This is a genomic window from Pseudomonas sp. W5-36 (assembly GCF_046540455.1).
GTDB classification, from domain to species: domain Bacteria; phylum Pseudomonadota; class Gammaproteobacteria; order Pseudomonadales; family Pseudomonadaceae; genus Aquipseudomonas; species Aquipseudomonas graminis_B.
Genome location: NZ_JAXCIQ010000003.1, coordinates 135,390 through 160,019 on the forward strand (window position 1 = coordinate 135,390; position 24,630 = coordinate 160,019).

21 protein-coding genes are annotated in these 24,630 nt (G+C 59.3%); 11 read left to right on the forward strand and 10 right to left on the reverse strand.

The features are described from left to right. Positions 1-7: 7 nt before the first annotated feature. The 8 genes from SLW74_RS06510 to yaaA all read right to left on the reverse strand — a co-directional run bounded on the left by SLW74_RS06510 (position 8) and on the right by yaaA (position 11,985). The gene (locus SLW74_RS06510) at positions 8-1,447 is read right to left on the reverse strand and encodes an alginate O-acetyltransferase (protein ID WP_065991928.1); all 1,440 of its coding nucleotides are present in this window, start codon (positions 1,445-1,447) and stop codon (positions 8-10) included. A 13-nt stretch (positions 1,448-1,460) separates the two neighbouring features. Further along, positions 1,461-3,110, reverse strand: a complete 1,650-nt coding sequence (gene algG, locus SLW74_RS06515) for a mannuronan 5-epimerase AlgG (RefSeq protein WP_083233237.1) — start codon at positions 3,108-3,110, stop codon at positions 1,461-1,463. Between the two features lie 27 nt (positions 3,111-3,137). Beyond that, positions 3,138-4,643: an alginate export family protein gene (locus SLW74_RS06520; protein WP_410928424.1), complete on the reverse strand. Its 1,506-nt coding sequence runs from the start codon at positions 4,641-4,643 to the stop codon at positions 3,138-3,140. Continuing rightward, on the reverse strand, positions 4,640-6,052 hold the full coding sequence (gene algK / locus SLW74_RS06525; protein WP_065991932.1) for an alginate biosynthesis TPR repeat lipoprotein AlgK: 1,413 nt from the start codon (positions 6,050-6,052) through the stop codon (positions 4,640-4,642). The genes SLW74_RS06520 and algK overlap by 4 nt, the downstream gene beginning before the upstream one ends. Positions 6,053-6,054: 2 nt before the next feature. Next, a complete protein-coding gene (locus SLW74_RS06530; RefSeq protein WP_065991934.1) occupies positions 6,055-7,227 on the reverse strand; it encodes an alginate biosynthesis protein Alg44 in 1,173 nt (390 codons plus the stop codon). Between the two features lie 53 nt (positions 7,228-7,280). Further along, a complete protein-coding gene (gene alg8 / locus SLW74_RS06535) occupies positions 7,281-8,762 on the reverse strand; it encodes a mannuronan synthase (protein WP_410928425.1) in 1,482 nt (493 codons plus the stop codon). A 129-nt stretch (positions 8,763-8,891) separates the two neighbouring features. Next, positions 8,892-10,208, reverse strand: a complete 1,317-nt coding sequence (locus tag SLW74_RS06540) for a nucleotide sugar dehydrogenase (protein ID WP_065991938.1) — start codon at positions 10,206-10,208, stop codon at positions 8,892-8,894. Positions 10,209-11,205: 997 nt separating this feature from the next. Beyond that, complete coding sequence (yaaA, locus tag SLW74_RS06545) at positions 11,206-11,985, reverse strand: peroxide stress protein YaaA (protein ID WP_410928426.1); 780 nt, start codon at positions 11,983-11,985, stop codon at positions 11,206-11,208. Between the two features lie 183 nt (positions 11,986-12,168). Here yaaA and SLW74_RS06550 point away from each other — a divergent pair, with 183 nt between their 5' ends. The 8 genes from SLW74_RS06550 to SLW74_RS06585 all read left to right on the forward strand — a co-directional run bounded on the left by SLW74_RS06550 (position 12,169) and on the right by SLW74_RS06585 (position 18,457). Further along, a complete protein-coding gene (locus SLW74_RS06550) occupies positions 12,169-13,422 on the forward strand; it encodes a polysaccharide deacetylase family protein (protein ID WP_083233238.1) in 1,254 nt (417 codons plus the stop codon). A 315-nt stretch (positions 13,423-13,737) separates the two neighbouring features. After that, entirely contained in the window at positions 13,738-15,132 is a 1,395-nt protein-coding gene (locus SLW74_RS06555; protein WP_192132648.1) for a PhoH family protein, read from the forward strand. A gap of 127 nt (positions 15,133-15,259) precedes the next feature. After that, a complete protein-coding gene (gene moaC, locus SLW74_RS06560) occupies positions 15,260-15,745 on the forward strand; it encodes a cyclic pyranopterin monophosphate synthase MoaC (RefSeq protein WP_065991948.1) in 486 nt (161 codons plus the stop codon). Then, a complete protein-coding gene (locus SLW74_RS06565; protein ID WP_410928427.1) occupies positions 15,742-15,993 on the forward strand; it encodes a MoaD/ThiS family protein in 252 nt (83 codons plus the stop codon). Before moaC ends, SLW74_RS06565 begins: the two co-directional genes overlap by 4 nt. A 1-nt stretch (position 15,994) precedes the next feature. After that, positions 15,995-16,444, forward strand: coding sequence for a molybdopterin synthase catalytic subunit MoaE (gene moaE / locus SLW74_RS06570; RefSeq protein WP_192132651.1), 450 nt, complete (start codon positions 15,995-15,997; stop codon positions 16,442-16,444). A gap of 311 nt (positions 16,445-16,755) precedes the next feature. Next, on the forward strand, positions 16,756-17,406 hold the full coding sequence (locus SLW74_RS06575; protein WP_083233272.1) for a CsgG/HfaB family protein: 651 nt from the start codon (positions 16,756-16,758) through the stop codon (positions 17,404-17,406). Between the two features lie 23 nt (positions 17,407-17,429). After that, positions 17,430-17,801 (forward strand): DUF4810 domain-containing protein, encoded by a 372-nt coding sequence (locus tag SLW74_RS06580; RefSeq protein ID WP_410928428.1) that lies wholly within the window; start codon positions 17,430-17,432, stop codon positions 17,799-17,801. Next, positions 17,798-18,457 (forward strand): DUF799 domain-containing protein, encoded by a 660-nt coding sequence (locus SLW74_RS06585; protein ID WP_065991957.1) that lies wholly within the window; start codon positions 17,798-17,800, stop codon positions 18,455-18,457. Before SLW74_RS06580 ends, SLW74_RS06585 begins: the two co-directional genes overlap by 4 nt. Before the next feature lie 58 nt (positions 18,458-18,515). Here the strand turns inward: SLW74_RS06585 and rhlB are convergent, their stop codons facing one another. Together rhlB and SLW74_RS06595 are read right to left on the reverse strand one after the other, a co-directional pair. Next, a complete protein-coding gene (rhlB, locus tag SLW74_RS06590) occupies positions 18,516-19,982 on the reverse strand; it encodes an ATP-dependent RNA helicase RhlB (RefSeq protein WP_410928429.1) in 1,467 nt (488 codons plus the stop codon). Positions 19,983-20,096: 114 nt separating this feature from the next. After that, positions 20,097-20,753, reverse strand: a complete 657-nt coding sequence (locus SLW74_RS06595) for an alpha/beta hydrolase (RefSeq protein WP_410928430.1) — start codon at positions 20,751-20,753, stop codon at positions 20,097-20,099. Positions 20,754-21,242: 489 nt separating this feature from the next. On the opposite strand from SLW74_RS06595, the gene SLW74_RS06600 reads away from it, so the two are divergent. The 3 genes from SLW74_RS06600 to SLW74_RS06610 all read left to right on the forward strand — a co-directional run bounded on the left by SLW74_RS06600 (position 21,243) and on the right by SLW74_RS06610 (position 24,629). Further along, the gene (locus SLW74_RS06600) at positions 21,243-22,274 is read left to right on the forward strand and encodes an amino acid ABC transporter substrate-binding protein (protein WP_065991973.1); all 1,032 of its coding nucleotides are present in this window, start codon (positions 21,243-21,245) and stop codon (positions 22,272-22,274) included. 65 nt (positions 22,275-22,339) lie between these two features. Beyond that, a complete protein-coding gene (locus SLW74_RS06605) occupies positions 22,340-23,521 on the forward strand; it encodes an amino acid ABC transporter permease (protein ID WP_410928431.1) in 1,182 nt (393 codons plus the stop codon). Between the two features lie 10 nt (positions 23,522-23,531). Further along, entirely contained in the window at positions 23,532-24,629 is a 1,098-nt protein-coding gene (locus tag SLW74_RS06610; RefSeq protein WP_192132659.1) for an amino acid ABC transporter permease, read from the forward strand. Position 24,630 lies beyond the last annotated feature (1 nt).

Here is a 24,630-nt window from a genome sequence, read left to right on the forward strand (position 1 = left end):
AGGAGCCTCATAACCCGGCTTGCGCGGTTTGATGCGCGACATTCGGGAACACGTTGCGTTTGCATACTTTCGCTTCGACCTGCTGTGGCGCAGTGCCCGCTTCCGGACCCTGCACTTCCAGTGCGAGCAATTGCTGGTCAGCCCAGTCTTTGTCATCGCGCAGTTCGAAGGAGAAGCGCCCGTCGGTTTCAGATGTTTCAGGTTTCTCGATCTTCAAGTCTTCGTGGCGACCGTTCATGTACCAGAGGCGCGCCTGAAGGGTTTTCACCGAGTTGTCGGCGAACTTGATGTCGATCTGATTACTGCCGTTGCGCACATCCTTGATGCCGTTTTTGCCGTTGACCAGCAACTCGTTGATCCCTGGTTTGAGGGTGGTGCTAGTGCTCATGATTGCCGGCTTGCCTTCACAGCCGTTGTCCAGCAGCGACATCATCTGGCGATAGATGGTCTCCTGGTCGAGGCGATAAAGCGGCGAGAATTCCCAGATGAGAATCTTCGGTGGGTGTTTCTGGAAGTCTTCGCTGCCCAGGTACTGCAGCATCGAACCTTCAAGGCCGCCGCCCGGGAAGGCGACGTTCAGCACATCAGCACCAATGTATTCCTGCAAAAAGCCGGCAAAGTTGTAGTTCTTGCCGCTGTGACTGGTACCGACCAGGGTGATTTCCGGGTTGCCGGAGTCACCAAACAGGTCGCCGTCGGCTGCTTCGCCTTTGGGTTCCGTCTCAAACTGGTCCATGTACTGGATGGCATAGCTCGTGCCGCACAATTGACCGGCCATATTGTGAAGAGTGCCCTTCTTGCCCATGCGACCTGACAAATGGGTCTCGAATTCACGGCGCGGAACGCCGGCAAAGGCCTGCATCTTCTTCACGGAATCAGCGACGATTTTAGCCGTGCGCTGAGCGCCGTACGGCGTCCAGTGCTGGTCACCGCGGAAGTAGAAATCGTGGGCCTGTTGCTCGTTGGTCAACGGCGACAGGTCCGGCACGGTGTAGCCCATTTTTGCGAAACGACCGAGCATGGCCTGGTAGTTGCGCAGTGCGGTGTTGTAGTCGAACTTGTCGCGTTCGGCCGGGAACAGCTTGTTGCGATCAACCAGCCCGCGGGTGGGTTGGTACACGACCACCAGCTCTACACCCTTGCTCTTGAAGGCGTCGTGCAGCATTTGCATGCGGCGATAGCCTTCAGGCGTGGTATCGAATTCGGTGCGCAGGTCTTCACGGGTCCGGAACAGCCAGTCGCCCTGGGCCTGAACCAGCGTGGTGAAGTTCTGCTGATAGCGGCTGACGTAGTTTTTTTCGTCATGCGCTTCTGGGCACAGACTGCAGCAAGGCTCGGCAGTGAAGGTCGGGGCTGTGGTGTCCGCTGCATACGCGCCATTGCTGGCGGCGAACAGTGCAGCGGTCAGGCCCGATAGGCTGAGCAGTTTGATCAAATGTGCGTGCATAGAAATATCTTCCTCAGTCCCGGAGTTGTTTCTGGCTTTCGACCGGGTCGATCAACACGGCTTTCTGTTGGCGCACCAGCAGATCGAGGATTTCGTCCTGACGATCGCCCAGTACACCGTTGAAGCTGATCCCGCTGGCTTTGGTCGGTGCAAGCATCGACACCTTGTACAGCTCGACGCTCAGAGGCGAGTCGATGGACAGGGGGCCTGAACCGTTGGAGGTCAGTTCGCCGCCGACCATGATCAGCGAGACTTCGGCATCGAATGGATCGAGCTTGATGTCGCGGTCAGTGTCAGACAGGTCCTTGATGTGGCCGTAAACGCCCATCAAACCGTTACCGATGGCCAGGTTTTCGTACAGCTTGATGTTGGTGCTGTTGCGAACCCGGATGCCGTGACGCTTGTTGGCGAACACACGGTTACCCCACAGCAGGTTGTCGGCACTCTCATACAAGGTAATGCCGTCGGTGTGGTTGCGGTAGATCTCGTTGTACGCCACCAGGTTGTTCACGCTGTTACGGTCAAGGACGATGCCGGACAGGTGGTTGTCGTAGCTTTTGTTGTTGATGATGAAGCTGTCGTTCACCTCACGGGAGACGATGATCCCGTGCTTTTTCTTGGTCCCGTACACCGTGTTTTCGGCAATGATCAGACCGTGGGAACGGTCATGGGGGTCGATGCCGTAGATGATGTTGTCGTGGTAGGTGCTGCCCTTGACCACGAAGTCACGGGTTTCATAGCAGTAGAAGCCGTACCACATGTCCGAGAATTCAGAGTTGACGATCCAGCCGGTTGGCTCGGCGCGGTTCATCTGAGCCTTCATGTTCGGCGTGTACTGCGAAATACTGATCCCGTACGACTTGCTGTTGTTGTAACCCAGGCTCGCCACTTTGGTGTTGAACATGTAGGTCTGCGTACCACCCCAGGACAGCAGGAACGGACGGAATTCCTTCGGCGCCTTGAACGTCGACGGGCCGTTGGATTTCTCGCTCCAGCCGGTCAGTTTGGTGTCCGACATGAACAGCAGGTTGTCGTTGACCAGAAACGCACCGGCGTCCTGAGACAGGCGCAGTTCGGTGGTTTTCTTGTCGACTTCGAGGATGCCGTTCTTGCCCACGACGATCGGCAGACGAGCCAGGAACACGCCCGGCGAGGTCTCGCTCAGGTACTGTTTAGGCACCTTTTTCGCGAGGTCCTGCAACGTCATGTAGCCGTCTTCGATGAAGATGGCCTGGGGAATGCCGTGCTGACGGGCTACCCATTCGGCCATCTTGTTGTCACCGCCGATGAATTCCTTCAGCGAGTCTTCCTGCATCATGCGTTTGATCGCGACCTTGCCCGGCTTGCTGCGCACGATCTTCTTCTGCATGGCCTGCTCGGTGTAACCCGAGAGGTCAGGCAGCTTGGGCTTGTCCATCAACAGCGGTTCGATGGGCGGGCTGCTGATGGTGTAGGTCTTGGCCTGATGCAGGCCCTTGACCACCACTTCCTTGTCATCCGCCGGATGCGCCGCAGGGGCAGGAACCGGCAACGGGTTGTTGGCCATGGCCGCAGTGCTGGAGAGCAGCATGACGCTGCTCAACACTGCGCATTTCAGCACAGAGCTTTCCAGCAGGGCATGCGGCCATGCCCGGTGACGCAATCTGCTTGATTGACTGTTCATCTCATTGCACTCCTATCGCGGCTTGCATCAGAAGCGCCAGATGACGTCGACGATGGCGCGGTGCATGTAATCATCTACACCGCTGTGATACGCATCGCCCGGCTTGAACACGCCTGCACGCAGACGAATCAGCGCCGACGGTTCGTCGAACGACTGGCTCACCGCAGCAGGCAGCAGGCCTTGCTTGAAGTACTTGGTGACGACGAGGTCCATTTCCTGGCCCAGGTCCTTGCGGCCGTCTTCGAGCGGCAGCGAGGCGAATGTGCTGACGCCATCGGAGTCGACATTTTCCTGAGCCGGGTTGATACCCGCGCCGCCGATGCCCGAATGGCCGTCGACACGACGGAACTTTTGGTAGATCAGCGAGGCGTCGTACTCGTCCTGCATCTGCCACGAAGCGAACAGCGAGCCGGACTCTACGTTGGCCATTTCGCCCTGGAACGCTTCACCGAAGCGATGCACGCGCGAGCGGGTACCGGTCCAGTTCGAGCGGTTGCTTTCCAGACCGTTCTGCTCGTAGTTCTTGCTGGCACGGGAGTAGGCGCCGCCCACTTGCCACATCGGATCCAGACGGAAACGCAGGCCCAGGTCGGTCGCCCAGCCGTTGACGTTTTCGCTGTTCTTCTCACCGGCCACGTACTGATCGCCAATGGCGTCATAGGTGGTGCCGATGCGGTCACGATCGCCGGTCAGCCAGGTCAGGCTGCCCCAATAGTTGACGGTGTTCAGGTTGCGGTAGTTGTACGCATCGCTGTTGGCCTGCAGACCCAGCCAGGTCAGGTCGCCACGCGAAGTCTTGTCCAGGTCGTCGATGGCCGAGCCCTGTTGTTTCAGGCTGCCGCCGTCATGACTGTGGTGCGCACGAACGCCTGCCCACTGGCCCGGCGTCCACTGGTATTCCACGTCGCCATAAAGGTGCGAGCGATCCTTGTCCTGCGCCGACAGTTCGGTCAGGTCGGTGCGGTATTCGCTGAAGCGCTGGGCGGCGCCCACTTCTGCCTTGAGCAGGGTGGTGTCGAAGGTCCAGTTCACCGCTTCGATGTTGGTGTCGTGCCACTGACCATCGTCATTGCGCAGACGCTGACGGCCGACTTTCAGGATCTCGCCGGGGTAGGGCGTGAAACCGCTGTAGCCGATCCAGAACTCACGCAGGGCCGCGTAGCTGTCATCGACTTTGCGGCTGTTCGACGTGCTGCGCGAGCGCTGGGCGCTTTGGCCGTTTGCGTCGGTGACCTGCTGGTCCAGCGGGTCGGTCTGGATGGTGTCGGTCGCGGTGACGACCTGGCCCATCGCGTAACCGCTCCAGTTGCCCCACTCGCCATACGCCCACGGACGCAGATCCAGACCGACACCGTTGACGTCGCCACCGCTGCGGGTGCCGAGGTCACGGTCGTCTTCCATCTGGCCGGTCGCTTTGACTTCGATGCCGAAATTCTGAGTGTCGGTCAGGGCGGCCAGTGTCGGCGTGGCCCAGATCAGGGAGAAGCCCAGGCCGAATCCGGCCGCCATCAGAGGGTTCAACTTAAGCTTCATAGAGGTGCGTCCCCGCCGTCTTTTTCTTCTTGCAGTGTCTGCAAGGCCAACGCGTTTTGCGCGGTTGTGCCGCGGACCTGCTGTTCTCGCTGGAGAAGGCTCTGCGCCTGGGCGCGCTTCTCAGGCGGCAATTGTTCGTTCAGTTGTTGCGCAAGATCCGTCGCTTGCGGTGTGCCCTGGGCCAGTGCGAGCTGGCCGAAGACCCATGCGTTGACCGGATCAGGCTTGATACCTTTGCCTTGCGAGAACAACTGCGCGAGGGCGAAGTCGGCGCTGTTCTGGCCACCGCGTGCGGAGGTCAGCAACTGGTCGACCGCTTTCTGCGGGTCTGGATGGCCCAGATAGCCCCGGCGATACAGCTGACCCAGGTAGTAATGCGCGGAGATTTGCGTCGCAGCCGCCTTGGTCAGGTGCTCTTCGGCTTTCTTCGCATCCGGCAAGACCAGCTTGCCTTCGTAATACAGCTTGCCCAGCAGCAGCTCGGCGCGGGGTTGATCCGCAGCACGGCCGTTGTCCAGGTATTCCATCATCTTGTTGACGTCACCCAGCTCGGGGAAGTCGTACAGCAATTGCGCCAGACTGACCCAGGAAGCGGGGTAACCAGGGGCAACTTTCTCCAGCAGCGACTGCGCGGTCTTTTCGTCCGGCTTGCCGAGGGTCGAATCCGCCAGCACGCGAGCGACGCTGTCGACCCGCATGGCAGGCACGCTGCCCATCGCGTAGCCGCTTTGCATCTGCTCGATCAGCGCCGCCTGTTTGTCGGCTTCGCCGCGCTTCTGATAGACCGTCGCCAGCTCGGTGTAGCAAACGTCAGTGGTGCGCAGCGCTTGCTTGCAGATGCTTTCGACTTCAGCCAGATGCTGGTCGTAGGTGCCCTGGGTGCGATACAGCAGCACCTGCGCCAGACCCGCTTCCGGGTAACCGGTCGCGCGCCATTCGTTGATCTTCTGCTGCGCATTCACGTTCGGGAACGTGTGCGGGTACTGCAGATAGAGCATCGCCAGCGGGATCAGCGTGCCGGCTTCGCCATTGGCGAAGGCCTTCTTCAACAGACCTTCGGCTTCACGTTGCTCGGCTTCGGTGGAGTTCGGCTTGACCGCCAGCAACTTGCCCAGACGCGATTGCGCCCGAGGCGAAGTGGCGGCAGCAGCGCGATACGTCGCCTCGGCCTGCTTGATCAGCTCGGGGTCGCGAGTACCCACCTGGATGTCCGCAAGGCCGACCTGCGCATCGCTATAGCCCAGGTCCGCCAGTTGCCGATAGTTTTGCTCCGCCATCGCGGTGTCGCCGCGTTTCAGGGCTTCGTTGGCCAGGCGCTGATCGGGCAGGCCGGCACAGCCGCCCAAACCGATAGCGATCGCCAGGCTCAACACTGTAGGGGCTGACAAGCTTCGTAGTGGGCTAGCCATGTTTAGAAACCTGCCGCCGTGGCTTTATCGATCAACCAGTTCAGCGACGGGCCGCGGGTGCTTACCACTTCAACCGGACGACCTGCCAGGCTGCTGTTGATGGCTTCGTCAGGCTGGATCTGAACGCGGATGTCGGAAGACAGGTCAGCAGGGCTCAGAGCCGTGGCGCTGACGATCTTGCCGCTGTGGTCGCCGTCTTCGCCGGCAACTTGGAAGGTCACGCGAGCGCCCGGCTGTACATCGGCGAACTGACGGTAGGTGAAGCGAGCATCGACATTGGCGGCAACGTTGCGCGGGACCATCTGGAAGATGACCTGACCTTTGCTTGCGTACTGACCGTCGGCGACCAGTTGCTTGGCCACGACGCAATCGCACGGGCTGGTCATGGTGCCGGCCAGTTGACGACCAAACAGCTCTTCGATTTTGGCCGGCTGCATTTCGTCCGGGTCCAGGTTGCCTTTCAACATGTCCAGCATGCTGGTGTTGAAAGTCGCCAGCGGAGCGCCTTTGGCGACGTTGCCGTTTGGCGTTACCAGGCTGGTCACGGTGCCTTCACGAGGCATGGTGACATCCAGGCTAGGGACGCTGACCAGGCCCGAGGTGGAGTGGCTGACGAAGTACATGCCGTAGACCGATTTCGCGACGAAGCCGAACGCAATCAAACCGACAGCGAAGATACCGACGCTGAAGGTCACGGCGCGCAGGCGACCGAAGGCGCTCAGGCCGCTGCCGCCGTCTTTGGATTTGCGGGCCTTGGTGAAGTTGTCGCGCTGCAGGGTAGCCAGCACTTCGCCCATGCTGATGAGGTCGCCCGACAGGTGCGAAGTGATCAGGTGACGCAGCGTCGAGATGTCTTGGGATTCCAGATTCTGGAACTGGCAGCCGACACGGCCGGTGCTCGAATCGATGGTGCGCACTTGCAGGTCAACGTCCATTGCCAGACCGAGGTTGTCGATCAGGAACTGCAGACGACCCTTGATGACTTCACCGACGCCTGGACGCAGGTTGGCAGGAGCGACAAAGCTCAGACCGCCTGCGGAAAGGTCTTCGACACGCACCAGCGGGGCGTTCGGCTGACCATTGAGCAGTCGCAGTTTGGCCGGGATCTTGACCCGTGCGTGCTGACGCTGGGCTTCGGATTCATGTACGACATTGGCATTCACGGCTGTATTCATGGTGGTAATTCCTGATTAATCGAGTTGATCCATTGTTTCGGTCAAAGGCCCGGTCAGACCATTGTCAGCAGCACGGCAACGAAGATGCTGCCAGCCGAGAAAGTCATGGTCCGCGACGACCAGGTGTTGAACCAACCCTGGAAGCTGGCCATGTCGCGGCTCAGTTTTGTGTCCTGTCGGGTCCAGGACTGTCGGTCGAGACGGAAGAAGACGTAAATCTTCATCAGTGCGCCGACGATCTGGTTGTAATAGAGAATCATCGGATACGCCGGCCCGATCTTGTGCCCGCTGCACGACAGCAGCAGGGTCAGGATCAGACGGGTGATACCGATCCACAGCAGGTACGCCAGCAGGTATTCGATGCCGAACTTGAGGCTTGCCAGCATGGCAACGGTCAGGCCGAGGATCGATGTCCACATCGATACGCGCTGGTCGAACAGCACGATGCTGGTGAAGACCCCAAGACGACCGAAGCCCAGACCCAGCGCACGGGAGTTCTGCCGAAGGTTGTTCCCGTACCAGCGATACATCAGCTTGCGGCTGGCTTTCAGGAAGCTCTTTTCCGGCGGGTGTTCAACGGTGTTGATGGCGGCATCCGGCACGTAGAACGTGTCGTAGCCCAGGCGCATCAGGCTGAACCAGCTGGACTTGTCGTCGCCGGTCAGGAACTTGAAGCGGCCCAGACGCCAGTGCTGCAGCGAATCGCTTTCCACGTCAGCGATGAACATCGGGTCCGTCACCACGGTGGCGCGGAACACCGACATACGGCCGGTCATGGTCAGCACGCGCTTGGACAGCGCCATCGAGCACATGTTGATGTGACGCTGAGCGAAACGCAGCTTGTGCCACTCGCTCATGATGTAGCCGCCGCGTACTTCACAGAATTCGTTGGTGGTCAGGCCGCCGACGTTGCCGAACAGCTGGAACCACGGAACTGTTTTCTGCACCACGCCTTCAGCGAGAACGGTGTCGCCGTCGATCACCGCAACGACGGAGCGGTCGTCCGGCATGTGGCGGGAGATGGCGCGGAAACCGAACGCCAGACCATCACGCTTGCCGGTACCGGCGATGCGCACGAAGTCGAGGTTGACGTGCTCCGGCGGGTTGTACTTGGCCCACAGTGCCTTGACCAGCAGCTCGTCGGACATTTCCACCAGGGAGCACACGATGGTGGTCGGGAAGCCGCAGTTGATGGCTTCGCGAATCACCGAGCTGTACACCTGAGCGGTGGTCAGCGCATCGATACGAAAGCTGGTGACCATCAGGAACACGTGGGACGGATCGGCTGCCTTGCCCAGCTTGCGCACTTTGCGGCGCAGGTGCGGGTAGACGATGTACAGGAAGATCATGCCGCGCACGAAGTGCGTTGCGCCCATCGAGTAGCGCCAGATGCCGACGATACCGATCAGGAAAATGAAATCTTTGGAGTGCGAGTCAAACAGCGATGCAGGCAGCGCCATGGCAATGGCAGCCAGCAAAGTTAGATAAAACAGCCAACCTGCGGCCTGGAGGAAGCCGTGCTTCAGCCTTTGCATAGTGTGTATCCCTAAGTCAGTTGCAACCTCAAGCCGCAAGCTTCAAACCTCCCGTCGCAGGCGCTGACGCCCGGGACGGGAGGGATGAAGCCTGAAACTTGCAGCTCGTGGCTTGCAGCTCGCTGTGTGTTACCAGCAGATACCTTCGATTTGACCGTTTTCGGTGGTGGTGCCTTTCATGAAGCCCACCAGGTCAATCACACGCTTGCCGGCTGGCGCGTTGTTGGCGAGTGCACGGAAGCGCTCGTCGCGGTTACCCAGGATGATCACGTCGGAGTTGTTGATGACCGCGTCGAAGTCCGAGTTCAGCAGGGACGAAACGTGCGGGATCTTGGACTCGATGTAGTCCTTGTTGGCGCCGTGAACGCGAGCGTATTCGACGTTGCTGTCGAAGATGCTCAGGTCGTAGCCCTTACCGATCAGCATTTCTGCCAGCTCGACCAGTGGGCTTTCGCGCAGGTCATCGGTACCGGCCTTGAAGCTCAGACCCAGCAGGGCAACTTTGCGAGTGTCGCTGGCAGCAACGATGTCGAAAGCGTTCTGAACCTGGGAAACGTTGCTGCGCATCAGGGAGTTGAGCAGAGGTGCTTCAACGTCCAGAGTGCTGGCGCGGTAGGTCAGGGCGCGGACGTCCTTCGGCAGGCAGGAACCGCCGAAAGCGAAGCCTGGGCGCATGTAGTACTGCGACAGGTTCAGAGCCTTGTCCTGGCAGACCACGTCCATCACTTCGCGGCCGTCGACGCCGACTGCCTTGGCGATGTTGCCGATTTCGTTGGCGAAAGTGACCTTGGTCGCGTGCCATACGTTGCAGGTGTACTTGATCATTTCGGCAACGGCGATGTCCTTGCGGATGATCGGTGCGTCGAGTTCTTCGTACAGGGATTGCAGAACGTCACCGGACGCCTTGTCGAATTCGCCGATAACGGTCATCGGAGGATGGTCGTAGTCAGCGATCGCGGTGCTTTCACGCAGGAATTCAGGGTTGACCGCGACACCGAAGTCAACGCCGGCTTTCTTGCCCGAGCAGTCTTCGAGGATCGGGATGACAACGTTTGCGACGGTACCTGGCAGAACGGTGCTGCGCACGACGATGGTGTGACGGGTGCTCTTGTCACGCAGTACGAAGCCGATTTCGCGGCAGACCGATTCAATGAAGTCCAGCTCCAGATCGCCGTTCTTCTTGCTTGGCGTGCCAACGCAGATCATCGACAGGTCAGTGTCGCGGATCGCTTCGGAGAAGTCGGTGGTGCCACGCAGTTTGCCGGTCTTGATGCCGGTTTCCAGCAACTCGCCCAGACCTGGCTCAACGATTGGCGACTTGCCTTTGTTGATCAGATCGATCTTGGCAGCGGAGATGTCCACGCCAACAACATCATGACCACGCGCCGAGAGGCAGCCTGCGCAGACTGCACCGACATAGCCCAAACCAAAGATGCTGATACGCATAGTAATCTCCTCAATGTTTACGCCATTAGTTGGCCGAATATAAAAACTGTCTTACAACTTTTCGCGCACTCGTACGCACGGCAAATGAATGTCGCGTGACAAGCACAGGCAGAATTAAGGGTGAGTTACCTGGATGAAAGGTAAACCCGAATGTTACAGATCAAAAGTGTCGAGTAGCCCATACATATTTATATAGGTTCCCGATCTGGGATGTGGCAGGCACTCCGACGGATGATTTGCGCGTCATGCTCAGGCGATCAAGGACAAGGCTTTTGGCCGTCTCCCGATGAATCTGCCCCGATTCACGACTGCGGGCACCCGAATGGTGCTAGCTCAATTCACTTCAACTAGTTTGGTGCGTGACTCCTTGTACGTACCACTTGACCCATGGGTCTAACTTCGTTGAGAAGCAACTTCCAGATCTGTCCATGTGCCATGTAAGAGATGTCCTACATGGGGGACGAGAATTGTTACGGGATGTAGGAGCGTGGGCAATCCCCATAAGTTCCGGGCCGCTCGTCCTCTTTTTGAGATTTTTCGTAACACTCGGTGCTTTCTGGCGGGATTCAGCGGGCTGGCGATCAAGGTTTGAGCCCTAGTTTATAAGGCTTTGGCCGGCCTGCAGGGTGGGGTGTCACTAGTTCAAATTCACGGGCCGAAATCTGCAAAAAAAGTTGTTAATTTTTTGAGAAAAAAAAGCCCCGTTAGTTTTCGACTGTTAGTTGGCGCCAATTAGCTGTCAGCACTACCGTTCGTCCGTGCAAACTGTAGCTTATGAACTAAGTAAGTGTGGGAATTTGCGAACAGAGTCACTGTTTTTGTTTGCTTTCGGTTGGATGGACAGACGCATTCGAATGATGGTGTTTGCCTGCTCGCACTAAAATCACGAGAAATGTGCGCTGAGCAGTGCACTGAAGTAGGGATGAAATGGCGTCGCGATGCCCGTCATTGGTTGAAGACGGGCAGGCATTTGGTCGCAGGAAAGGGCAGGTGCCAATCAGGCATCTTGCTCATCGCGCAGGAAAATGAGCTTGTCCGGGGAGGACAGTTCTTTGCTGTATCGATAGCCGTGGGCATCGAACTGGGCCAGGTCTTTGGGCTTGCTGATGCGCTCGGAAATGACGAAGCGGGTCATCATGCCCCGTGCTTTCTTGGCATAGAAGCTGATGATCTTGTACTGGCCGTTTTTCTGGTCGCGGAACTCGGTTTCGATCACGCGGGCATTAAGTGCCGGCCGCTTGACCGCCGAAAAGTACTCGTTCGACGCGAGGTTAAGCAGCACGTCGTCGCCTTGTTCTTTCAGCGCATCGTTCAGCCACTCGCTGATGCGGTCGCCCCAGAATGCATAAAGATCCTTGCCCCTGGCGTTCGCCAGTTTTGTGCCCATTTCCAGCCGATACGGTTGCATCAGGTCCAAGGGGCGCAGCAACCCATAGAGCCCGGACAACATGCGCAGGTGCTTCTGGGCGTAAGTCAGATCGGGTCCGCTCAGGGTGTCGGCGTCGAGCCCTGTATACACATCGCCCTTGAATGCCAGCAGTGCCTGTTTGGCGTTTTCGGGGGTGAACGCCGGATCCCAGCTGCCGAAGCGGGCGGCATTGAGGCCCGAGAGCTTGTCGGACAGGTGCATCAGCTCGCCGATCTGCGCGGGGGTCAGGTCGCGCAGCTGGCTGATGAGCTCCTGAGAATGATCCAGAAATTGCGGCAGCGTATGGCGCTTGGTGGTAGGCGGCGTTTCGAAATCGAGGGTTTTGGCTGGGGAAATCACCATCAGCATGGGCAGGTCTCCTTTAATCGTCGGGCGATTCTAGGGGTTGCGTGCGGTTCACTCCAGCTATGGTGTCGATAGGCGCAATCCTACGGAAGCCGTGCCCGAATCCGGCCATCTGGCCCTGGGCAAATCCGCTATAGTGCCTCGCCGGTTTTCGGCCTCTTTATCAAGGATTGGGAGCACGTCGTTTTGCGCATGCTGTTATTGATCGGAGCCTGTTTGCTGGGGCTCAACGCACAGGCGGCCACGGGCGATATCGCGATGCTGGATCGCGCAGTCTGGCCGGAGGCTCTGGAAACGCCGCAGCTGTTCGACGTCGCTTCTCGCGCCCAGATTCTCAGCTTCGCCCATCAGTTGCTGGAAAGCGAAAAGCTCAGCGATGCCCAGCTGAGTGCGCGCCTGGGGCTGCGCCAGATCAACCTGCCGACGGTGAACCTGATCCGCACACGGTTGTGGACGCGCCTGTTCGAGAACTGGACATTCGCTGAAAAAACCTGTGAAGCCGACGCCTCGTTCTGCGTGCTGGTCGACGACGTGCCGATGCTGCGTCAGCGCGCCGCCGAATACAAAGTGGCCGATGATTCCTTCTATGCGCAGTGGGCGGCGCCGGCCGATGCCTTCAGCCAGCGTTATCTCAACGAACTGTTGCGCATGGCCGCCCTGTTCCCGCAGACCAGCAGCGAGATCGAGCGCTATAACTCCGACGAACTCAGCGGCGAAGAAATGCCGGACCGGACCTTCCTGCTCAATTTCGAGAGCGGTCCGACGGTTGCTGATGGGGCCACGGACTGGCTGGCTGACTTCATGCGCCAACAGAAGATCACCGCGACGTTCTTCGTCCTGGGCAAAAGCCTGCAAAGTCGTCTCGACAGCACTTCAGCGCCAGCGCTGCAAAACGTCTACCGGCAGCAATGCGTCGGCCTGCAAGGCTGGGAGTTCAGGTCCCATGCCCATTGGCGCGACTGGCAAGACTCCATCCAGCGCACGGCCGCGCTGATTCAGCAGGTGTTGCCGGACAATTTCGTGCCGCTGTTCCGTCCGCCTTACGGGCATCGTCGTGCCGACAGCGCGCCGTTCTTCCGCGATCAGCAGCTGCGGGTGTCGCTGTGGAACATCGATTCCCAGGACAGCACCGGACGCATCAGCGCCGAGCAGGCTGCCAACCGGGTGCTGACGCTGATGCTGCTGTGGCGGCGCGGCAATGTGGTGTTTCATGACAGCACGGACAAGCCGCAACAGGCGGTCCCATGGCTGATGGCCAATACCGCGCAAAGCGGTGTGATCTGGGAGGATTGCCATATTTATCCGCAGCAGTTGGCGGACGAAGAAGATGTGCCGGATGAGGAAGATGACACGCCAGACGATGACGCCGCAGAAGAGCCCGCCGAGCAGCCGGGTGCAGCGACAGATCAGACGGCGCCGGCCGCGAAAGAAAAGGAATAGAGAGGGGGAGATGTCGGAAATTTCTGAGGATTTATCCCAGACCGGACTTCCGACTTTAAACGCGGTTGCCCCATCCGCCAAGGCCTAATTCGCCCCCTGAAAAATAAACTTCAAAAAGCGCTGAAACGCGTTTTTATGTCATCGGTTTTGCGGTATTACGACAACAGACCGCCGAACCCTGCAACACAGGTGGCGTCATTCCAGACCCCACTTTGCGCAATTTTCTCCTGCCTCAAGGGGAAAGCCTCGGCGGCCTTTTCGTGACGCAACATCGCTGTGTGTTGCGCCACCCGGCTACTACAAAGGTGAGCGAGTATGGATGACCACGGACGCACCCCTTCCTCTAACCAGCCAATCCTTTACGTGCTCGATACCAACGTATTGATCCATGATCCAAACGCGCTTCTGAATTTCGAAGAACACCACGTTGCACTCCCCATGACGGTCCTCGAAGAACTGGACAAGCTCAAGGCGGGCAAGCACTCGGTGGCTGCCGAATGTCGGCAGGCGATCCGTTTGATTGACAAGACACTCGGCGAAGCGACCCCGGAGGAGGTCGAAAAAGGCGTACCGATCGATCGCGGTACAGGTGTTTTCAAAGGCTATCTGTCCATCCTCATGAACAAGCGGCAAGAGCCCAACCGGGTGCTGCCCGACAACCTCAACGACAACATCATCATCAATCAGTTGATTGACCTGCATGCGCGGAAAAAGGACACGCGCATCGTATTGGTCACCAAAGACATCAACATGCGCCTCAAGGCACGTGCCTGCGGCATCGAGGCCGAGGATTACAGCACCGACCAACTGGTCGACGACGTGTCGATGCTGTCCCGCGGCTACCACACCATGACCGGCTCTTTCTGGGACCGGGTGAGCAAGGTCGATACCCGCCAGGATCACGGCCGTACCTGGCACAAAGTGCAGATGATCGAGCAGCTTCCGTCTGTGCACATCAACGAATTCATCATCGATGAGCAAGGCTTCGTCGGTTGGGTCAAAGGCGTCAAGCCTGATGAGTTGCTGTTGCTGGACATGCATCAAGAGCCGCTGCTGCACCAGGAGGCGTGGGGGCTGAAGCCGCGCGACATCTATCAGGGCCTGGCGCTGTTCGCGCTGCTGGATCCGGACATTCATCTGGTCAACCTGTCCGGCGCGGCCGGTTCGGGCAAGACCATTCTCGCCCTGGCCGCTGCCATCGAGCAGACCATGGTCAGCAAGCGTTATCGCCGCATCATCGCCACCCGCAGCGTGCAGGGGCTGGACCAGGAGATCGGTTTTCTGCCCGGCACCGAAGCAGAAAAGATGGAGCCATGGCTTGGCGCGATCACCGACAACCTGGAAGCGTTGCACATGGACGATGAAAACACCCATGGCAGCGTCGATTACATCCTGAGCAAGGTGCCGCTGCAGTTCAAATCCCTCAACTACATTCGTGGCCGAAGCTTCCAGCAGAGCCTGATCCTGATCGATGAATGCCAGAACCTCACGCCGCACCAGATGAAAACCATCATCACCCGTGCCGGCGCCGGTTCAAAGGTGGTCTGCCTGGGCAACCTGGCGCAGATCGACACCCCTTATCTGTCGGCCACCAGTTCGGGGCTGACCTACCTGACGGAGCGTTTCAAGGACTTCCCCAACGGCGTGCACATCAGTCTGCAAGGTGTTCCACGCTCGATCCTGGCTGAATACGCGGAGAGCCATTTGTAACGTGACATCAGCTTCAAGCTTCTAGCCTCAAGCTGCAAGCCGACGTCCGCTTAAGGTCGTTAGCTTGCAGCTTGTGGCTTCTAGCCCTAACTCCCTACAATCCCCGCTCCTGTTCAGGAGTCATCCCGTGCTCACTCATCTCGATTCCCAAGGTCGCGCCCACATGGTCGACGTCACTGAAAAAGACGTGACGTTCCGTGAAGCCGTGGCCGAAGCGCGCGTGCGCATGCTGCCCGAAACCCTGCAAATGATCGTCGAAGGCGGGCACCCCAAAGGTGACGTATTTGCCGTCGCACGCATCGCCGGCATTCAGGCCGCGAAGAAAACCAGCGATCTGATTCCCCTCTGCCACCCGTTGATGCTCACGGGCGTAAAGGTCGAACTCACCGCCGAAAGCCCTGACACCGTGCATATCCTTGCCCGCTGCAAACTCTCCGGCCAGACCGGCGTGGAAATGGAAGCGCTGACCGCCGCCAGCATCGCCGCCCTGACTATCTACGACATGTGCAAGGCCGTGGACCGAGGCATGACCATCGAGCACGTGCGACTGCTCGAAAAACTCGGTGGCAAAAGCGGGCACTTCATCGCCGACGAGCAGGTGAACGCCCAATGACCATTCACGTGCAAGTCCAGTTCTTCGCGCGTTTTCGCGAAACCCTCGGCACCGAGAGTGAGACGCTCGAAGGCGCGTTCGCCACCATCGACGCCGTGCGCCAGCATTTGCTCGCGCGCGGTGGTGTGTGGGAGGTGCTCAGCGAGAAAGGCATCATGTGCGCCCGTAATCAGGAGCTGTGCTCCCTGGACACGCCCGTTGAACCGGGCGACGAGGTGGCGTTCTTCCCGACCGTCACCGGAGGCTGATATGGGCGTGCGAGTGCAAGCCGCAGCGTTCGATCCCGGCGCGGAAGTGAATGCCATGCACGACGCCAACGTCGGCGTGGGGGCGGTGGTCAGCTTTGTCGGCTACGTCCGCGACTTCAACGACGGCCGTGAAGTGGCAGGGATGTTCCTTGAACACTACCCCGGCATGACCGAGAAAGCGCTGCTCAAGATCGTCGATGAAGCGCAGCAGCGCTGGCCGCTGCTCAAGCTGGAAGTGATTCACCGGGTGGGCGAATTGAAACCGGGCGAGCCTATCGTGTTCGTCGCAGCCGCCAGCGCCCATCGCCAGGCGGCATTCGAAGCCTGCGACTTCGTCATGGACTACCTGAAGACCCGAGCGCCGTTCTGGAAGAAGGAAAACACGTCAGAAGGGGCCCGTTGGGTGGAGGGCCGCGACAGTGACCACAAGGCCGCGGATCGCTGGAAGTAAGTAAGCCGTTTTGAGAGACCCGTTAAACAGGCGCTGTTTAGAGTGGTTGACGCCAGTAAGCTGGCGTCTTAGCATTGCGGCCGGATTGATATCACTGTGATATCCCTCAGGGAATGAGCTCGTCTATCAGGAACCGTATTCCGGTTCCTGCGCGTCAATCTCGTCAAAACCCCTCCGTTTGCCCCAAATCACCGCACCTTGCGGGCGATCAACCGTGCCTGTGCAGGCGCAGTTGAGGCCAACGGAAGGACATGAATCTGAAAATACGGAGTGTGGGTGTGAACCGATTGCAGCAGGTGTTCGTTTCAGGGATGGCAGCGGCAACGCTGGTTGTAGTCAGCGGTTGTGCCACGGAGAGCTCGCGGGCGATGCCGGTGGAAAAGGTCGAGAGTTACAACACTCCCTACGCCGGCGTACGTACGCCGATCGCGGTGGGCAAGTTCGATAACCGTTCAAGCTACATGCGCGGGATCTTTTCCGACGGCGTTGACCGCCTTGGCGGACAGGCCAAAACCATTCTCATCACCCACATGCAGCAGACCAATCGCTTCAACGTGCTGGACCGCGACAACATGGCCGAGATCGGCCAGGAAGCGGCGATCAAAAAGACAACGCAGCGGCTCCGTGGGGCTGATTATGTGGTGACCGGTGACGTCACAGAGTTTGGCCGTAAAGAAGTAGGAGACCAGCAACTGTTTGGTTTGCTGGGTCGTGGCAAGTCCCAGATCGCCTACGCCAAGGTCGCCTTGAATATCGTCAACATCAGCACGTCCGAGGTGGTGTATTCCACTCAGGGCGCGGGCGAGTATCAGTTGTCCAACCGCGAGGTCATCGGTTTCGGCGGGACTGCCAGCTATGACTCGACGCTCAACGGCAAGGTGCTGGATCTGGCCATGCGCGAAGCCGTCAACAACATGGTGCGGGCGATTGATGCCGGTGGCTGGAAGCCGGTTGCCAACTGATCACTACAGGGAGTTCGTTTCACATGCAAAACAGTACCCGTCAGTTCCGGTTGATCGCGATGGCGGCAGCAAGCCTGTGGCTTGCCGGCTGCGCTCAACAACCCAAGACCCTGTACCAGTGGGGTAGCTATCAGCCCGAGGTCTACGAATACTTCAAGGGCGAATCCAAAGAGGCCCAAGTCGCCAAGCTGGAGGAAGACCTGCAGAAGATACGTTCCACCAACGGCAATCCGCCACCGGGCTACCACGCTCAGTTGGGCATGTTGTACGGCAGTCTGGGCAAGGATGATCAGATGGTGCAGGAGTTTCGGACCGAGAAGGGGCTGTTCCCCGAGTCGGCGACCTACATGGATTTTCTGCTTAGAAACGTCAAGACAGGAGTCGCCTCCAAATGAGCGCACGTTATCTGACGCTGGCCGCCAGCCTGCTTGCAGCCACCCTGCTGGGCGGCTGCGTAGCGCCGAAGACCGTCGATTATTCGGCCTTCAAGGAAAGCAAACCCCGCTCGATCCTGGTGCTGCCACCGGTTAACGAGTCACCCGACGTCAAGGCGACATACAGCCTGCTGTCCCAAGTCACGTTCCCGCTCGCGGAGGCCGGCTATTACGTCTTGCCAGTGGCACTGGTCGACGAGACGTTCAAGCAGAACGGCCTGACCAGTGCAAACGAGATTCAGGAAACATCCCCGGCCAAACTGCGGGAAATCTTCGGTGCGGATGCGGCGATGTACGTCAAGGTGACGCAGTACGGCACCAGTTACATGGTCATCAGCAGTCAAACGATCGTGGCGGCCACCGCCAAGCTGGTCGACCTGCGCAGCGGAACGACGCTGTGGACCGGCACTGCCAGTGCGTCCAGTGATGAAGGCGGCAACAATAGCGGCGGCGGGTTGGTTGGCATGCTGATCACTGCGGCGGTCAAGCAGATCATCAATAGCTCAACCGATGCAGGCCATCCTATCGCCGGTATCGCCAGCCAGCGTTTGCTCTCGGCCGGCAAGCCAGCAGGTCTGTTATATGGCCCGCGTTCGCCTCGTTACGGCACTGACTGACACCGATCAGGCACAAAAAAAGCGCAACCCCTTCCAGGGTTGCGCTTTTTTTTGCGGCTTACTCCGCCGCAGGAACCGCCCGCTGCACGCGCACGACTGGCCGCAGCAACACGGTCGGTGGCGTTTCGCAGCTGATCTTGCGGCCCAGCTTTTCTTCGATCGACGGCAGCTGATACGAATCGTCTTCACCGGCGAAGCTGATCGACACGCCATCTGCACCCGCACGACCGGTCCGGCCGATGCGGTGTACGTAGTCGTCCGGTACTTCCGGCAGGGTGAAGTTGATCACGTGGCTGATGCCGTCGATGTGAATTCCTCGACCCGCGACGTCAGTGGCCACCAGCACGCGAATCTTGCCTTCGCGAAAGCCTTCCAGCGTCTTGATGCGCTTGTGCTGTGGCACGTCGCCTGAGAGCTGCGCGGCATTGATGCCGTCACGCACGAGGCGCTCTTCGATGCGCCGCACTTCATCCTTGCGGTTGGCGAAGACCATCACCCGCTCCCAACCGTGGTCGTTGATCAGGTTGAACAGCAGCTTGTACTTGTCGGCGCCGGCGACGGCATAAATATGCTGCTCGACGGTGTCGCTGGCGACGTTCAGCGATTCGATTTCGACGATCGCAGGATCCGTCGTCCACTGCTTGGCCAGATTCATCACGTCTTCGGTAAAGGTGGCGGAGAACAACAGCGTCTGGCGCTCGCCCTTGTGCGGGGTCTGGCGAATGATCGAGCGGACCTGGGGAATGAAGCCCATGTCGAGCATGCGGTCGGCTTCGTCCAGCACCATGACTTCGACCATGTCCAGGTGCACTTCGCCGCGCTGGGCGAAGTCCAGCAGACGACCTGGCGTGGCGACCAGGATGTCGCAGTGGCGAGCTTCGAGGTGCTTGAGCTGCTTGTCGAAATCCATGCCGCCAACAAACGTCATTACGTTGAGGTCGGTGTATTTGGTCAGCGCCTCGGCGTCCTTGGCGATCTGCACCACCAGCTCGCGAGTCGGCGCAATGATCAGCGCGCGGGGTTCACCCATGTAGCGCTCTTTCGGCGGAGGTGTCTGGGTCAGCTGCGTGATGATGGAAATCAGGAACGCGGCGGTCTTGCCGGTGCCGGTCTGGGCGCGGCCGATGGCATCGCGGCCTTTGAGGGTGTAACCCAGAACGCCCGCCTGGATCGGCGTGCAGTACGGGAAACCCAGGTCCTGGATGGCGTGCATCAGTTCGGGGGCGAGAGGGAAATCGTGAAAGCGGGTTTTGCCTTCCTGGGGTTCGACGACGAAGTCTTCGGGTTTCCAGGGAATGACGACGGGCTTGGGCGCACGTTCACGGCGCGGGCGTTCTGTCCTGGTAGGCGAAGTGACGACCGGCGCAGCGGCTGCCGAATGCTCTGGCGCTGGCGCGTGCACTTCTGCTGCTGACGGTTCCCGCGAGACAGTTTCGGTCTGGCGCTGGGGGACGGGGAGGGGAGCAGCCGGCGCGAGCGGCTCAGCCTCGCTTTTTCCGAACATCTTTTTAAGTGCTTTGAGCACGGTGATCTCATCGATTGATTTAGGAATGTACGCCGGGGAGTGTAAAGCAAGAACCCGGCGCAGCGTAGTGTCCTAGCAAATCCGCAGCGCAATTGGAAGGATCAAATGAGTGGACTAGCGAAGCTTATCCGCGAGCCAGACACCTATGTCGGAAATTTCCTGCGGTAACACTTCGTGCTCCATTGGGTATTCCTGCCATGTCACGGTGACGCCCTGAGCCTTCAAATGCTCGTAGGCGGCTCGCCCCATGGCATGCAACACCACCGGGTCATTGCTGCCGTGCAAGCAATAGGCCGGGATGCGTTGCTGGCTGGCGGACAGGCTCATCTCGTCGCCGAACGTCGGTGCGTACGTGGACAGCGCGAGCACGCCGCCAAGGGGGCCTTCCCAGCGAAGGAAGGCGGTGTGCAACACCACGGCGCCGCCTTGGGAAAACCCGGCCAGGAAGGTTCGGGCCGGGTCGATGCCGCTGTCGCGCTGCTGTTCGATCAGCTTGATGACGTCTTGCGCCGAGCCTTCCAGCTCGTCGCTGTCGATGGCGCGGGCCGGGCTCATGGCCTTGATGTCATACCAGCTGGGCATTGCGTAGCCACCGTTGATGGTCACGGCCCGGGTCGGTGCCTGCGGCAGTACGAAGCGCGTGGTCTTCAGCGTCTTCTGCAGCATCTCTGCCACCGGCAGGAAATCGTAGCGATCAGCCCCCAGGCCGTGCAGCCAGATCACGCAGGCATCGACTGCCAATTCCGGTTCGAGGATCAACGGTTCAGTCATGTGTGCTCCATTAGTGTGCGATGCCGTCGGCGCAGCGCTTTAAGGCGGTGCGTCGGGCTGTTGGCGGCGTTTGAAAGATGTCGCAAGGTTACAAGTTTTGATCTTGACCTGTCGCTAATTCGACATTGCCAGCATGGTGGTACGGGCTTTGCTACACAACCCGCGGAGTGAAGGCGCTCACCTCGGGCGGTAACACTAATAGGCTATCAAGCAGACAGCCGAGTGTTGCGTCAGAGGCAGCAAGGAATCATCGAACAGGATTCCCGGCACGATTCGCTTTGAACCTCGGGGTTCAAGGACATCATGGGGCTTCAGTCTGCTGGGCTCGTCACATGCCGAACACGCGATGACCAGATGCCTGGCGTCGGTGGCGGTAAACGGGTTCAACGTCGCATGACCCAAAAACAAGCCAGCACGGGTCATGAATGCCTCACAAGGGTGCGACGGGGCTGAGGCTCCTACACAACAAAGAGCAAACTGGAGGTTCGAATGAAGATGTTGAAATCCACCCTGGCTGTAGTGGCCGCCGCTGCAGCGCTCGGTCTGACCGGGTTCGCTCAAGCGGGTGCCAAGCTGGACGCCATTCAGAAGAAGGGCTTTATTCAGTGCGGCGTCAGTGACGGTCTGCCAGGCTTCTCGGTTCCGGACGCAAGCGGCAAGATCCAGGGCATCGACGCCGACTTCTGCCGCGCTGTTGCTGCCGCAGTGTTTGGCGACGCGACCAAGGTCAAATTCAGCCAGCTGAACGCCAAAGAGCGTTTCACTGCGCTGCAGTCCGGCGAAATCGACATCCTGTCGCGTAACACCACCTGGACCAGCTCCCGCGACGCGAGCATGGGTCTGGTGTTCCCGGGCTTCGTCACTTATTACGACGGCGTTGGCTTCCTGGCCAACAGCAAGCTGGGCGTGAAAAGTGCCAAGGAACTGGACGGCGCGACGATCTGTATTCAAGCCGGTACCACCACTGAGCTGAACGTGTCGGACTACTTCCGCGCCAACAACCTCAAGTACACCCCGATCACGTTCGACACCTCCGACGAAAGCGCCAAGTCGCTGGAATCCGGTCGTTGCGACGTACTGACCTCCGACAAATCCCAGCTCTACGCACAGCGCTCCAAGCTGGCCTCGCCGAAGGACTACGTCGTTCTGCCTGAAACCATCTCCAAAGAACCGCTGGGCCCGGTTGTCGCCCGTGGCGATGAAGACTTCAGCACCATCGTTCGCTGGGTCGGCTACGCGCTGCTGAACGCGGAAGAAGCAGGCGTCACCTCGAAAAACGTTGAAGCCGAAGCCAAGTCGACCAAGAACCCTGACGTGGCCCGCTTGCTGGGTGCCGACGGCGACTACGGTACTCAGCTGAAGCTGAAGAAAGACTGGGTCGTGCAGGTCGTCAAGCAAGTCGGTAACTACGGCGAAATGTTCGAGAAGAACCTGGGCGCAGGCACTCCTCTGGAGATTGCTCGCGGTCAGAACGCTCTGTGGAACGCTGGCGGCATTCAATACGCACCACCAGTGCGTTGATTGACCTGCGCCCGGCTGCGTAAATCGTAGCCGGGCGCTTTGTTGCATTTCTTCCGGGGCACTCCATGCAAAATCAAATCAGCGCACCCAAGCAGAGGCTCAGCCTCAGCGACCCTAAAGTGCGTGCGTGGCTATTTCAGATAATTACAGTTGTCGCCGTAGTCGCGATGGGTTGGTATCTGTTCGATAACACCCAGACCAACCTGCAACACCGGGGTATCACCTCAGGTTTCGGTTTCCTTGAAAACAGTGCCGGCTTCGGCATCGCGCAGCACCTGATTCCGTTCACGGAGTCGGACACCTATGCGCGGGTTTTCCTGATCGGTTTGCTCAACACGCTGCTGGTGACGTTCATCGGCGTGATCCTCGCGACCCTGCTGGGCTTCATCGTCGGCGTCGCGCGTTTGTCCAACAACTGGATCATCAACAAACTGGCAACGGTTTACGTTGAAGTCTTCCGTAACATTCCGCCGCTGTTGCAGATCCTGTTCTGGTACTTCGCGGTGTTCCTGACCCTGCCGGGTCCGCGGGCGGCCCACGGGTTTCTCGGTTCGTTCTTCGTCAGCAGCCGTGGCCTGAACATGCCGGCCGCGATTGCCACCGATGCGGCGTGGCCGTTCGTGGTCAGCGTGGTACTGGCCATTGTCGCCATCGTGTTCATGACGCGCTGGGCGAACAAGCGCTTCGAAGCCACGGGCGTGCCGTTTCACAAGTTCTGGGCGGGCCTTGCGCTGTTCATCGTGATTCCTGCGCTCTGCGCGCTGGTCTTCGGTGCACCGGTGCATTGGGAACTGCCTGAGCTGAAAGGCTTCAACTTCGTGGGCGGCTGGGTGTTGATCCCTGAACTGCTGGCGCTGACGCTGGCGCTGACGGTTTACACGGCGGCATTCATCGCCGAAATCGTGCGCTCGGGCATCAAGTCCGTGAGCCATGGCCAGACCGAAGCGGCACGTTCGCTGGGCCTGCGTCCAGGCCCGACGCTGCGCAAGGTCATCATCCCCCAGGCGCTGCGGGTGATCATCCCGCCATTGACCAGCCAATACCTGAACCTGGCGAAGAACTCGTCGCTGGCCGCCGGTATCGGTTACCCGGAAATGGTTTCGCTGTTCGCCGGTACCGTGCTCAACCAGACCGGTCAGGCCATCGAAGTCATTGCCATCACCATGAGCGTGTACCTGGCGATCAGTATCAGCATTTCCCTGCTGATGAACTGGTACAACAAGCGCATTGCGCTGATCGAGCGGTGAGGAAACGCGCATGACATCCCATACTTTCAAACCCGACATGCCACCGCCGAGCAAAGTCTTCGGCCCGGTGGCATGGATGCGCCAGAACCTGTTCTCGAGCTGGATCAACACGCTGTTGACCCTGTTCGCGATCTACCTGATCTGGCTGGTTGTTCCACCGCTGCTGAGCTGGGCCATCTTCGATGCCAACTGGGTCGGCACCACGCGCGCCGACTGCACCAAGGCCGGCGCCTGCTGGGTGTTCATCGAACAGCGCTTCGGCCAGTTCATGTACGGCTACTACCCGCAGGCACTGCGCTGGAGGGTTGATCTGACCGTCTGGCTGGCGATCATCGGCGTTGCGCCGCTGTTCATCAAAGTGATGCCGCGCAAGGCGATCTATGGCCTCTCGTTTCTGTTCATCTACCCGATCATTGCCTACTTTCTGCTGCATGGCGGCGTGTTCGGCCTGGATCAGGTCGCCACCAGCCAGTGGGGCGGCTTGATGCTGACCCTGGTGATCGCCACGGTGGGTATCGCCGGCGCGTTGCCGCTGGGTGTGGTGCTGGCCTTGGGGCGTCGCTCCGAAATGCCGGCCATCCGCGTGATGTGCGTGACGTTCATCGAGTTCTGGCGAGGCGTTCCACTGATCACTGTGCTGTTCATGTCGTCGGTGATGCTGCCGTTGTTCCTGCCTGAAGGCATGAACTTCGACAAACTGCTGCGCGCACTGATCGGCGTGATCCTGTTCCAGTCGGCGTACGTGGCCGAGGTGGTTCGAGGCGGTATGCAGGCCATTCCGAAAGGTCAGTACGAAGCGGCTGCGGCCATGGGCCTCGGTTACTGGCGGCGCATGGGGCTGGTGATTCTGCCGCAGGCCTTGAAGCTGGTCATTCCCGGTCTGGTCAACACCGTGATCGCGTTGTTCAAGGACACGAGCCTTGTGATCATCATCGGCCTGTTCGACCTGCTCAACAGCGTCAAACAAGCTGCCGCCGACCCCAAGTGGCTTGGCATGGCGACCGAGGGTTACGTGTTCGCGGCCCTAGTGTTCTGGATCTTCTGTTTCGGCATGTCCCGCTACTCCATGCATTTGGAGCGTAAGTTGGACACAGGCCACAAGCGTTAGG